General features: G+C 70.7%; 7 protein-coding genes. 3 read left to right on the top strand and 4 right to left on the bottom strand.

The window, feature by feature from the left end:
* Positions 1–16 precede the first annotated feature (16 nt).
* Positions 17–781 (top strand): ABC transporter ATP-binding protein, encoded by a 765-nt coding sequence (locus G4D83_RS34115; protein WP_240356906.1) that lies wholly within the window; start codon positions 17–19, stop codon positions 779–781.
* A 147-nt stretch (positions 782–928) separates the two neighbouring features.
* Positions 929–3,340, top strand: a complete 2,412-nt coding sequence (locus tag G4D83_RS34110) for an ABC transporter permease (RefSeq protein WP_163869058.1) — start codon at positions 929–931, stop codon at positions 3,338–3,340.
* A gap of 94 nt (positions 3,341–3,434) precedes the next feature.
* Here G4D83_RS34110 and maiA read toward each other — a convergent pair whose 3' ends face one another.
* From maiA to G4D83_RS34095, 3 genes are all read right to left on the bottom strand, one after another.
* The gene (maiA, locus tag G4D83_RS34105; protein WP_163869057.1) at positions 3,435–4,094 is read right to left on the bottom strand and encodes a maleylacetoacetate isomerase; all 660 of its coding nucleotides are present in this window, start codon (positions 4,092–4,094) and stop codon (positions 3,435–3,437) included.
* Positions 4,091–5,071, bottom strand: a complete 981-nt coding sequence (locus tag G4D83_RS34100; protein WP_163869056.1) for a fumarylacetoacetate hydrolase family protein — start codon at positions 5,069–5,071, stop codon at positions 4,091–4,093. Before G4D83_RS34100 ends, maiA begins: the two co-directional genes overlap by 4 nt.
* Positions 5,072–5,275: 204 nt before the next feature.
* Positions 5,276–5,860: a hypothetical protein gene (locus G4D83_RS34095; protein ID WP_163869055.1), complete on the bottom strand. Its 585-nt coding sequence runs from the start codon at positions 5,858–5,860 to the stop codon at positions 5,276–5,278.
* Positions 5,861–6,170: 310 nt separating this feature from the next.
* Between G4D83_RS34095 and G4D83_RS34090 the strand changes: the two genes are divergently transcribed.
* Positions 6,171–11,159 carry a protein kinase domain-containing protein gene (locus G4D83_RS34090; RefSeq protein WP_163869054.1) on the top strand — a complete coding sequence of 1,663 codons (4,989 nt, stop codon included), beginning with the start codon at positions 6,171–6,173 and terminating at the stop codon, positions 11,157–11,159.
* 16 nt (positions 11,160–11,175) lie between these two features.
* Here G4D83_RS34090 and G4D83_RS34085 read toward each other — a convergent pair whose 3' ends face one another.
* Positions 11,176–12,216: a class I SAM-dependent methyltransferase gene (locus G4D83_RS34085; RefSeq protein ID WP_205522783.1), complete on the bottom strand. Its 1,041-nt coding sequence runs from the start codon at positions 12,214–12,216 to the stop codon at positions 11,176–11,178.
* Positions 12,217–12,241: the final 25 nt, after the last annotated feature.

Raw genomic sequence — 12,241 nt, 5'->3', positions numbered from 1 at the left:
GTTTTCGGAGGATGGAATGACGACGACGGCGAGCGGTACGCAGCCCCCCAGTGCCCCGGAAGCAGGCTTCCTGGCGGGCACCCCTGGCGTGGACACGGGCAAGTCCCTCATCACGCTGGACGGGCTGACGAAGGTGTTCGAGACGGAGGAGGTGGAGACGCACGCGCTCTCCAACATCCACCTCGACATCCGCCAGGGTGAGTGGGTGGCGATTGTCGGCCCCTCGGGCTCCGGCAAGTCCACGCTGCTCGCCGTGCTGGGGTTGCTCGACACGACGACGCGGGGCACGTACCTGCTCGACGGCAAGAGCGTGCTCGACTTGTCCGCGTCGGACCGCGCGCTGGTGCGCAACCGGCACATCGGCTTCATCTTCCAGAGCTTCAACCTCATCGGCGATTTGACGGTGTTCGAGAACGTGGAGCTTCCCCTGACGTACCGGGGAATGCCCGCCGCCGAGCGCAAGCAGCGGGTCGAGCGCGCGCTGGACAAGGTCGGCATGGCGCACCGCGCGCGGCACATGCCGGGGCAGCTCTCCGGCGGTCAACAGCAGCGTGTCGCCGTGGCGCGCGCCGTGGCCGGAGACCCGCTCATCCTCCTGGCGGACGAGCCCACCGGTAACCTCGATTCCAAGAATGGCGAGGCGGTGATGCAGTTGCTGTCCGAGCTGCACAAGGGCGGAGCCACCATCTGCATGGTGACGCACGACCCGGCGCATGCGCGCGTCGCCACTCGCACGGTCAGCCTCTTCGACGGCAAAGTCACCCTCGACGAGCGGCGCTGACGTGCACCGGGCTTCGACGACTTCACCGCGCACCACTGCTATCCTCAAGTTCTCCGCAACCCACGCTTCCCCGGAAGGCGTCCGCCCGCCGGACTCCGGTGCCCGTCAGCTCCCTCCTGACGGCGTGACAGGCCCAAGACACTGACCATGGACACCTTCCTTCAGGACATGCGGTACGCGGTGCGCGGGCTCGTGCGCGACAGGGCCTTCACGCTGGTGGCGGTGCTGACGCTGGCCCTGGGCATCGGCGCCAACACGGTCATCTTCAGCTTCCTCGACGCGCTGATGCTGCGGCCCTTCGACTTCCCGCAACTCGACAGGCTCATCTTCCTCGTCGAGGCCACGCCGGGGTACGCGCGCAACCAGCTCTCCGCCGCGGTGGTGGATGAACTGCACCGCAACCCCCAGTCCCTGGAGCGCGTGTCCGCCTTCCAGACGTGGGACCTCAATCTCACCGGGACGAATGAGCCCGAGCGGCTCGTCGGCTACCGCGTCACGTCCGACTTCTTCGGCGTGCTGGGCGTGGGTGCGGCCCAGGGCCGCACGCTGCAACCGGACGAAGGCGAGCCCGGCCACGAGCGGGTGGTGGTGCTGAGCTACGCGCTGTGGGAGCGGCGCTTCGGCGCGGACCCCGGCATGGTGGGCCGCTCGGTGACGCTGGATGGGGAGCCCTACACGGTGGTGGGAGTGATGCCCTCCGACTTCCGCTTCCCCAAGGCCGCGCAGCTATGGGTGCCCACCGCGCTGCCCGCCAACGCGCAGACGATGTGGAGCGAGCACTCCTATCAAGCCGTGGGTCGACTCAAGGAAGGCCTGTCGGTGCAGTCGGCGCGCTCGCAACTGGCGCTGCTGGAGCCGCGCATGGCGGAGCTGGACCCGGGCCATCGGGTGTCCGCGATTCCGTTGAGGGAGTACGGCGACGGGCCCATCCGGTTGATGCTCTGGGTGCTGATGGCTGCCACCGCGCTGGTGCTGGGCGTCGCGTGCGCCAACGTGGCGGGCATGCTGCTGGCCCGAGCGGCGCGCAGGGCCCAGGAGATGGCCATCCGTGGCGCGCTCGGCGCGGGGCAGGCTCGGCTCACGAGGCAGTTGCTCACGGAGAGTTTGCTGTTGGCGCTGCTCGGAGCCGGAGGTGGCCTGCTCCTGGCGCTGTGGGGCATCGGCCTGATGCGGGCGGGTGTTCCCGCGGACGTGGGGCGCTTCGTGCCCGGCTGGCACAAGGTGGGCATGGATGGACGGGTGCTCGCCTTCACGCTGGCGGCGGCTGTCATCGCCACGCTGGCCTTCGGACTGGCCCCCGCGCTGCGCGCCTCCAAGGTGCAGCCCGCGGATGCGCTGCGCCGCGAGGGACGTGGCGGTGGCGCGGGCCGGCAGCGGCTGCGGCAGATGCTGGTGGCCGCGCAGTTGGCGTTCGCCCTGGTGCTCACCGTGTGCGCGGCGCTCAACGCGCGCAGCTTCGGCGCGATGATGGAGGCGCCCGCGGGCTTCGACCGTGAGCGGCTCTTGACGCTGAAGTTCGGCATGAACGAGCAGCGCTACACGGACCTCGCGTCGGTGGTGCGCTTCCAGGACGAGGCGCTGGCGAAGGTCGCCACCCTCCCCGGCGTGCAGGGCGTGGCCGCGACGAACAACCTCCCCCTGGGCCCCAGTTGGAGCCGGGGCACGCTGCAGGTGGAGGGCGAGGCGCCGCTGGCCCAGGGCAACGTGCGCTACGTCTTCTTCCAGGTGGTGACGGAGGACTACTTCCGCGTCATGTCCATTCCCCTGCGCGAGGGCAACTTCTTCACGCCGCAGGATGGGCCGGGCGCGCCTCCCGTCGTCCTGCTCAGCCAGGCCCTGGCACAACGCCACTTCCCGGACGGGAGCGCGGTGGGCCGACGCATCTCCATGAACGACGTGGACGGCAAGCCCGTCTGGCGCACGGTGACGGGCGTGGTGGGTGACGTGCAGGTGGCGACGTTCGGCAGCGGCGCGGGTGACTTCGCGGCGGTGTACCTGCCGCAGCGCCAGGAGACGACGCGGGACATGTACCTGGCCGTGCGCACGGCGGGAGACCCCACGGCGCTCACCCCCGCGGTGCGCCGCCTGCTGTCGGAGATGGACGGGGAACTGCCGATGACCAACGTGAAGCCGATGACCCAGGTCGTCAGCGAGACGCTGCTGGCCCCCCGCCTCGCGGTGGTGCTGCTGCTCGTCTTCGCGGGCGTGGCGCTCGCGCTCAGCGCGGTGGGCGTCTACGGCGTCATCTCGTACAGCGTCAGCCAGCGCACGCACGAGATTGGCGTCCGGATGGCGCTGGGCGCCAAGCAGTCGGACGTGGTGTGGCTGGTGCTGCGCCAGGGCCTGCAACCCACCCTCATCGGAGTGGGGCTGGGACTGGTCGGCGCCATCGGCGCGGCTCGGGCCATGTCCGGGCTGCTCTACGGCGTGAGCGCCTTCGAGCCCGTGCTCTTCGCGGGCATGGCCCTCTTCCTCGTCATCGTGGCGCTGCTGGCCACGCTGATTCCCGTCCGTCACGCCATCCGCGTGGACCCCATCATCGCCCTGCGCGACGAGTGAGTCCGCGCTTCACGTCGTCAGTGAGAGACGGCCGCCCCGCCGCTCATTGACGACGTGCCCCCAGGCTCGCGGGCCTGGAGGAGTCGAGCGAAGCTCAGGCCGGCGCCGCGTCGGGCTGCCGGTCCGGGTGAGACGCCTGGAACGCGGGAAGCTCGGCACAGGCCGCTTCGATTCGCAGCAGCGTGGGGTACGGCGTCATGTCCAGCGCGAACCGGCGCGCGCCGTACAACTGGGGGACGAGGCACACGTCCGCCAGCGTCACCGTGTCACCCACGCAATAGCGCCCGACGGTGGGCTGCACCATCTTCTCCAGCGCCTCCAAACCTCGGGTGCACCAGTGCGCGCCCCACGCCTTGTCATCGCCGTTGAGCTCGTGCTTGACGCGCTGGAGCACGCCCAGGTTGTGCAGGGGCTGGATGCCGGAGTTGACGTACTCGGCCAGCATCCGCGCGCGGGCGCGCAGGTACGTGTCCTCCGGGAAGAACGACGGCGACGGGAAGGTCTCCTGGAGGTAGTCGAGGATGGCCAGCGACTGGGACAGCCGGCGCACGGTGCCATCGGCCTCCGTCCACTCCAGCGTGGGCACCGTCCGCATCGGGTTGAGCGCGCGGTACGCATCCGAGTGCTGCTGGCCACCATCCTGGAGCAGGTGCACCGGCACGTACTCGAAGTCCACGCCCTTGAGGCGCAGGCCCAGCCGCACCCGCCACGAGGCGGAGGAGCGCCAGTAGTTGTGCAGCCGAGGGGCCTTCATGACGGCTTCACCACCTTCTGGGAGATGCGACCGAAGACGCTCTGCCCGTCCTCGCCCGTCATCTCGATGTCGATGGTGTCGCCGGGCTTCATGAAGGGCGTCTTCGGCTTGCCCTCTTCAATCGTCTCAATCATGCGCTGCTCGGCGAGGCAGGAGATGCCCCGGGCGCGGTCCACGTTGGACACGGTGCCGCTGCCCAGGATGGTGCCCGCCGTGTAGCCGCGCGTCTTGCACAGGTGCTGGATGAGCTCGAAGAAGGAGAAGTGCATCTCCGGGCCCGCGTCGGTGTCACCCACCTGGACGCCGTTGAGCACCGAGCGCAGGCGCAGGTGGATGCGGCCCTCGCGCCAGGCCGGTCCAATCTCGTCCGGCGTCACCGCGAACGGACTGAAGGCCGTGGCGGGCTTGCTCTGGAAGAAGCCGAAGCCCTTGGCCAGCTCGTCCGGGATGAGGTTGCGCAGCGACACGTCGTTGGCCAGCATCAGCAGCTTGACGTGCTTGTCCGCGTCCGCGGCCTTCGTGCCCCGAGGCGTGTCGCCCAGGATGACGCAGACCTCGCTCTCGAAATCCAGGCCCCACGCCTCGTCCGGCAGGGGAATGTCCGCGGTGGGCGCCAGGAACTCGCCGGAGCCACCCTGGTACACCAGCGGGTCCGTCTTCAGCGTGGCCGGCGGCTCCGCGTTGCGCGCCTTGCGCACCAGCAGGACGTGGTTGATGTAGGCACTGCCATCAATCCACTCGTAGGCGCGCGGCAGCGGCGCATGCAGGGCCGACTGGTCCAACGGGCGGCTCTGCACCGCGCCAGCCTCCAATTGCGTGGCGAGCGCGCGGAGCAGCGGCTCCTTCGTGTCCCAGTCGTCCAGCGCCGCCTGCAGCGTCAGGGCGACGTTGGTGGCCAGCGCATAGGCCGAGTTGTCCCGCTTGACGACGATGAGCCGCCCGTCACGGGTTCCATCCTTGAGCGTCGCGAGCTTCAATCCCGGGCTCCCCGCGGCCCGGTGGAAACAGCGGGGGCCGCCTCATGTGCTCGGCTTTTCCGCCGGGGCCCCCAGGGTGTCAAGCACAGGGCGCGAATGCGCCGCGGCAATCGTCACGGCGCGAAAAAAGTGTCCCCATGGCGGCCCGTGAAGCGAAGTCCTGTCCAGGCCGCTCAGAAAATGCGGACCGCTCGCGGCGGAAATCTACCAGCAGCTGGAGCGTGCCGGCAGCTGCGCGAAGTAGTTGTTGCCCAGGTTGCTGTCCCACTGGCCATGGGACGTCGCCGCCAGGGAGATGTCCCACGCGTTCTGATTCCCGTTGGAGTTGAAGGCGTAGAAGAAGAGGTCGCTCTCCACCGCCGTGGGCTGCTGGCACACCCAGACGCCGTCCTGGCCACCGTTGGCGAAGTGCTCAGCGCACTGGGGCAGGTTCTGGTACTGCATGCACTTGATGCAGGCGCGCGGCCCCGCGTTCAGGAAGACATAGGCATCGTTGTTCGTGCCCGCGCTGGCGGCCAGCGTCTGCTGACGACCGTTGAGCTGGATGTAGATGGAGATTTGATTGTCCGGGTACAGGCCGCGCAGGTAGCCCCGGTACGCGACGGTGAGCGTCGCCAGGCGGCCGGGCAGCCGGCGCGTGTGGCGGATGACCTCGAAGGGCCCCGTCGTCGCGGAGTCGTACACGCTGCAGATGGGGTAGTCGGGCGGATAGTCGGAGGCGCGCGCGGAAGAGACGGGGAGCAGCACGGACAGCGCGAGCACGGCCAGGAACGTCTGCGAGAGCTTCATCGGTGGGACCTCGAGCAGGAGCGAAGGGGCACGGAAGTTCACTCGCCGGCGTAGCATGTGCCCCCCACGTGTCGGAAGACCGCGCGCTCGCCTCGTCGGCCGCTGGACGGGCAGGCTTCCCCGCACGCTCGTCGAGCAGGAGGGAAACGGAGCGCGCGCGGCTGTTGAAGGCTGAGTCGGCACACGGGGGACGTGCGTCGGCCCCTCCCCTTGGCGGCGTCCCGTCCGACACCCAACCTTGCCGGAAGGACGGAACGCGCGGCCAACCGCATCGCAGGGGCGCTGCGGAGGTGGAGCTCGAGGACACTGAATGGCTGAAGGCTTCCAATACGCCGGCGCCGTTCCAGGAGAGCCACAGTCCGGCCGCCGACTGGGCAACCGGTTCGAGCTGGCCCAACGCCTGAAGGCCGGACGTGGAATCTCCACCTGGGATGGGGTGGACCTCCGCACCGGGGAGCGCATCGCCGTCAAGGTGACGTCGTCCACGGCGCTCGTCCCGGCGGCGCGGCACCGGCTGGAGCACGAGGCCGCGGTCCTCGCCCACCTGGACAGTCCCTTCATCGTCCCCGTGCGGCACCTGGGCACCTCCGGGGACTGGCTCTATCTGGTGACGCCCTGGCTCCAGGGAGAGACGCTGGAGGCACGCCTGTCGCGCGGTGTCCTGAGCGTCCCGGAAGCACTCGCGCTGGGTCGCGACTTGCTGTCCGCGCTGGCCGAGGCCCACCGCCATGGCGTCCTGCATCGGGACGTGAAGCCCACCAACCTCATCGTCTCCGGCCATCCGCTCTCCAGCGCCACGTTGATTGACTTCGGTCTCGCGCGCAGCGAGCGGTTGGACCCTTCGCTGAGGGATTTGCCGGTGGGCACCGCGCGCTATCTGTCGCCGGAGCAGGCCGGCCTGCTGCATCGACCGGTGGAGGCCACGTCGGACCTGTACTCGGCGGGCGTCGTCCTGTTCGAGGCCCTCTCCGGAGGGCCCGTCTTCGCGGGCGACTCCGTGGGCGAGGTGCTGCGCCAGCATCTGGCGGCCCGGCCCCGACTGCGCGCCGTGGGCGTGGAGGCGCCGCGCGCGCTCGAGGAGGTCATCTCCCGGCTGCTGCAGACGGACCCGTCGGACCGCTACCAGGCGGCCAGCTCCGCGCTCGCGGACCTGATGGAGTTGGAGGAGGCGCTCGCGCGGGGCCAGGTGGAGCCCGCGCTCGTCACGGGCGCCAGGGATGCGCGACGCAGCCTGGCCGAGCCGTCCTTCGTGGGCCGTCACGAAGAGGTGGCCACGCTGGAGCGGGAGCTGGAGCAGACGCTGACGGAGCCGGGACGGCTCGTCCTCGTCGAGGCCGAGTCGGGGGGAGGCAAGAGCCGGCTGCTCGACGAACTCGCGGCCAGGGCGGCCCGCCACCATGCGTGGGTGTTGCAGGGCCAGGCGCAGGACCAGGCCGCGCGCCGTCCGTTCCAGCTCTTCGCCGGCGTGGCCACGGGCATCGCCCAGGTCCTCCAGTCGAGGCCGACCCTCACGGAACCTTTACGCGAGAGGCTCGCGGGACAAGAGGTCAGCCTGTGCGCGGTGCTGCCGCAACTGGAGCCCGTGTTGTGCGCGCGGTCCGCCGCGCCCGCGCGAGGCCTGGGGCCGGAGTCCCTGGGCGAGAGCCGGAGCATCTGGGCGCTCACCGCGCTCCTGTCCGCGCTGGGCACACGGGATGAGCCCACCGTGGTGGTGCTGGATGATTGCCAGTGGGCGGATGAGCTGACGCTGCGGGCGTTGGAGGCCTGGTCTCAGGCGCGGCGACAGGGGAAGGGACGCGTGCTCGTCGTCCTCGCGTTTCGCGGCGAGGACATCGGCCCCACGCACCTGCTGCGCAGACTCGCGCCCACCGCGCACCTGAAGCTGGCCTCCTTCGGCGCCGCGGAGGTGACGCGGCTGGCGGAGTCCATGGCCGGCGCGCTGCCGCCGGAGGCGACGGAGCTGGTGGCGCGGTTGTCCGAGGGCAATCCCTTCATGGCCAGCGCGGTGCTGCACGGGCTGGTGGAGGACGGCGTGCTCGTGTCCGGCACCTCCGGGTGGCAGGTGCAGCCGGAGGCCATGGCGCACGCGCGCTCGTCGCGGCAGGCCGCCACCTTCCTCGTGCGCCGCTTGCGTTTGCTTCCCCTGGTGGCGCGGCGGCTCTTGTCAGTGGGCGCGGTGCTGGGCAAGTCCTTCGAGCTGGCGCGAGTGGCGGCGCTGTCGGGCACCTCGCCGGAGGAGCTGGGCGCCGCGCTGGAGGAGCCTCGCCGCCGGCACATGTTGTGGGGAGAAGGCACGCGCTACACCTTCGTGCACGACAAGCTGCGCGAGGTGCTGCTGGACATGCTGACGCCGCAGCGGCGACGGGAGCTGCATCGGCTTGCGGCGCGCTCCGCGGCGAGCCAGTTGCCGCAGGACTCGTTCGAGCTGGCCTATCACTTCGACGCGGCGGGTGAGTACGCACAGGCGCTGCCCCACGCGCTGGTGGCCGCGGAGCTGGCGCGCAGGCGCTTCGCGCTGGAGACGGCGGAGCTGAACTACCGCATCGCCGAACGGGGCGCGGCGGGCGCGGACGCGGGCACGCGCTTCCGCGTCGCCTCCGGACTGGGCAACGTCCTCATGCTGCGCGGACGCTACGAGGAGTCCCGCCAGCAACTGGAGCGCGCCCAGGCCCTGGCGCGGGACAAACAGGAGCAGGCGCGCGTCCTGGGCCACCTGGGAGAGCTGGCCTTCAAGCGCGGCGACTTCGGTGAGGCGACGCTCGCGCTGGAGCAGGGCCTCAAGTTGATGGGGCGGTGGGTGCCTCCCGGGGGCGTGCTCACCGGCGCCAGCGCCGTCTGGGAAATCCTGGCGCAGGCGGCGCACACGGTGGCGCCGCGCAGGTTCCTCTCCCGCAGGCCGCTCGCGGGCGGGGAGAGCGACCTCCAGGCGGTGCGCCTCTACAGCCGGCTCGCCTATGGCTACTGGTACCGGCGCGGACGCATGGCGGTGCTGTGGGCGCACCTGCGGGACTTGAACCTCGCGGAGCGCTACCCGCCGACGCCGGAGCTCGCGCAGGCGTACTCGGAGCACTCGCCCGCGCTCACCACGGTGCCCTGGTTCCAGCGCGCCTTCGCCTACGCGGAGAAGTCCCTGGCGATGCGCCAGGAGCAGAGTGACTTGTGGGGCCAGGGCCAGACGCTGCACTTCTACGGGCTGGCCTGCTACGCGGCCTCGCGCTTCCACGACTGCATCGAGAAGTGCAACGAGGCGATTCGACTGCTGGAGCGCACCGGCGACCCGTGGGAGGTGAACAACGCCACGTTCCAGGTGGCCATGGCGCTCTATCGGCTGGGCCGGCTGCGCGAGTCGCTGGAGACGAGCCAACGGCTGCACGCAGCCGCCCTTGCGCTGGGAGACCGCTACTCGGCGCGCCTGGGCCTGGAGGCGTGGGCCAAGGCGTCCGGCGGGAGGATTCCGGGCACGCTGCTGGACGGCGAGCTGAACAACTCCGACCAGCCGGACCCGCAGAGCTACGCGGGCGTGCTTCAAGCGGAGGCGCTGCGCCGGATGCGTCAGGGCGATGCCGCGGGCGCGGTGGAGGTGCTGGAGCGCGCCTCGCGTCTGGTGGACGAGGCACACCTGCGTCAGGAGTACGTGGCCCCCATCGGCCCGCTGCTGGCGACGGCGCTGCGCCTACTCGCGGAGAGCACGTCGCCCCTGGCCGCCGCGCGACGCGAGGCCCTGCTCAAGCGCGCCGACGACACGGCCCGACGCGCCCATGCGCTGGCGCGCACCTACCGCAACAACCTCCCCCATGCGCTGCGCGAGCGGGGACTGGTGGCCGCCCTGCGAGGCCAGCCCCGCGCGGCCAGGCGCTTCCTGGAGCAGTCTCTGCAAGTGGCCGATGCCCAGCAGATGCGGCACGAGCATGCCCAGAGCCTCAAGGCCCGCGGAGAGCTGGGCCGCGCGCTGGGCCAGGCCGACGCGGCGGCGGACCTGGCCACGGCCACCCGGGCGCTGGAGGAGATGGAGGAGGGCCTGTCACCGGAGGTCGCCGCGCGGGGAGGCACCCGCACCCTCTCCCTGGTGGACCGCTTCCCGCGCGTGCTGGAGGCTGGCCGCAGGCTCGCGTCCGCCCTCTCGCGCGAGGCCGTGTTCGAGGCCGCCCGACAGTCCATGCTGGAGTTGCTGCGCGCCGAGCACTGCGCGGTGGTGGACCCTCGGGATTTGCCCCACGACGAGGACGCGGACGCGGTGGGCATCAGCCGCACCGCCCTCGCTCGCGCGATGGAGACGGGCCGAATCACCGTGCTCGGACAGGGGCTGCCCGGAGGCGTGAGCGAGAGCATGGAGCTGCTCGGCGTGCGCTCGCTGCTCTGCGCCCCCCTCCAGGTGCGCGGCAAGACGGTGGCGTGCGTCGTCGCCACGCACCGGCAGGTGGGCGCGCTGTTCGGCGAGCTGGAGGAGCACCTGGCGGAGTTCGTCACGGTGCTGGCCGGCGCCGCGCTGGAGAACGCGGAGAACTTCGCGCGCATCGCCGCGCTCTCCGAGGAGCAGGGCCGCCTGTACCGCGCCGAGCAGGAGGCGGTGCGCCGCCGCGATGACTTCCTCTCCATCGCCGCGCACGAGCTGAAGACGCCGCTCACCTCGCTCCAGCTCCACATCCAGGGCCTCCAGGTCCAGGCCCGCGCCACGGGCGGCCACCTGCCGCCGGAGAAGCTCACCGCCAAGCTGGAGTCCGCCTCCGCCCAGACGCAGCGCCTGGGGCGATTGGTGAGTGACTTGCTGGACATCTCCCGGCTCGCCCAGGGCCAGCTCCACATCAAGCTCTCCGAGGTGGACCTGGTGGCCCTCGTCCACGGGCAGTTGGAGCGCAGCCGCGAGGCGCTCGCTCGCGCCGAGTGCCCGGTGCGACTCCTCGCCCCCGAGCACCGCCTCGCGGGCTACTGGGACGCCATGCGCCTGGAGCAGGTGGTGGGAAATCTCCTGTCCAACGCGATGAAGTACGGCGCCGGCCAGCCGATTGAAATCACCCTGGAGCAGCGGGGCAGCCACGCGCGACTGCGGGTCAGGGACTTCGGCATCGGCATCGCCGACGAGGACCGCTCGCGCATCTTCGGCCGCTTCGAGCGCGCGGTGTCCGTGCGCCACTACGGCGGCTTCGGCCTGGGCCTGTGGATTGTGCGGGAAATCGTCCAGGCCCTGGGCGGCACCATCGACGTGGAGAGCACGCCGGGCGAAGGCTCCACCTTCACCGTCACCCTGCCCTGCTCCGGGCCACCCTCGCAGCTCGAGCCACCCGGGCCGCCCGTGCACTGAAAGCGAGCCCCAGGCCTCAGCGGCGGGTCAGCTCCAGATAGATGACGTTGTCCTGGCTGTCGCGGAACAGCCGCACGGAGTCGATCAACTCCAGCGGCACCTCGGCGAGCAGGGCGCGCATGTCGTCCTCCTCCCGGTAGGTGAGCCACCAGTCCATGAAGGCCTCCATGTAGCCCGTCTCCGGAGGAAAGCGCGCGAAGTTGGCCACCAGCAGCCGTCCCCCCGAGCGCAGCATGCCGAAGAGCAGCCCGGTGAGCCGCGTGGCGACGGAGGCGGAGAGGTAGTCGTAGAGGCCCGCGGAGTAGACGAAGTCCAACTCGCTGAAGGCCACCTTGCCGGCGAGCAGCGCGCGCACCGAGCCGCAGTGGGGGCGCACCACGTCGAGCGGCTGGTGGTGCGAAATCTCAGCGAGGCTCAGCGGGTCCTGGTCGAACGCGATGAGTTCTTGAACGCGGCGCTCGCGCACCGCCGCGGAGGACTCGGCCTCGCGCAGGTGGCCACACGCGACGGAGAGGATGCGCGCGCCCTGGGGAACGCGCTCGGCCGTCGCGTCGAGGGCGCGCGCCAGCAGCTCACGTCGCTCGCGCACGCTGACCGCGCTGGGTTGCTGATGCATGTACCGGTAGACCTCACGGCCCGCGTGAAGCTCGTCGGCGGCCCGGTCCATGTACAGGTAGTCGATGAGGGCCGCGTCTCCCGCATAACCCCGGGGGCGTTCGAAGGCCCTCCGGGTGAAGGGACACTGGTGGACGAACGAGCGGAGCGGGTGCTTTCGCGCGGTGTCCATGCAGAAGGACTTCCAGTCCTCCTCGTTCCAGCGGCGCCGCAAGGTGAGCAGGCCCAGGTGGAGCGAGTGCATGTCCTGATGGAGCACTTCGTCCTCGGCGGCCATCATCCGCTCGTGGATGCCATCGAGCCACCCTCGGGCTTCCGCGAGTGCTTCGTGGGCTGGACGCTCCGGGATGGGGAGGACCAGTTGGTTGCGCTCGACAGAGGGGACAGGTGAGGGGACAGGCGTTGGCCTCGGCAGGCGGGGCGTCGTCTGGGGGTCGTGCATCGTCCAACACAACCCGGGAGGGGTA

The sequence above is a fragment of the Myxococcus eversor genome, assembly GCF_010894455.1.
In the GTDB taxonomy this organism is placed as follows: Bacteria; Myxococcota; Myxococcia; order Myxococcales; family Myxococcaceae; genus Myxococcus; species Myxococcus eversor.
The sequence above is the reverse complement of the archived record's forward strand: the minus strand, read 5'-3'. Positions and strand labels throughout refer to the sequence as shown.

Excerpts from the sequence above, each read along its gene's own strand:
- G4D83_RS34095 (WP_163869055.1), bottom strand. The coding sequence starts at position 5,860 with ATGAAGCTCTCGCAGACGTTCCTGGCCGTGCTCGCGCTGTCCGTGCTG.
- G4D83_RS34115 (WP_240356906.1), top strand. The coding sequence starts at position 17 with ATGACGACGACGGCGAGCGGTACGCAGCCCCCCAGTGCCCCGGAAGCA.
- maiA (WP_163869057.1), bottom strand. The coding sequence starts at position 4,094 with ATGAAGGCCCCTCGGCTGCACAACTACTGGCGCTCCTCCGCCTCGTGG.
- G4D83_RS34090 (WP_163869054.1), top strand. The coding sequence starts at position 6,171 with ATGGCTGAAGGCTTCCAATACGCCGGCGCCGTTCCAGGAGAGCCACAG.
- G4D83_RS34085 (WP_205522783.1), bottom strand. The coding sequence starts at position 12,216 with ATGCACGACCCCCAGACGACGCCCCGCCTGCCGAGGCCAACGCCTGTC.
- G4D83_RS34110 (WP_163869058.1), top strand. The coding sequence starts at position 929 with ATGGACACCTTCCTTCAGGACATGCGGTACGCGGTGCGCGGGCTCGTG.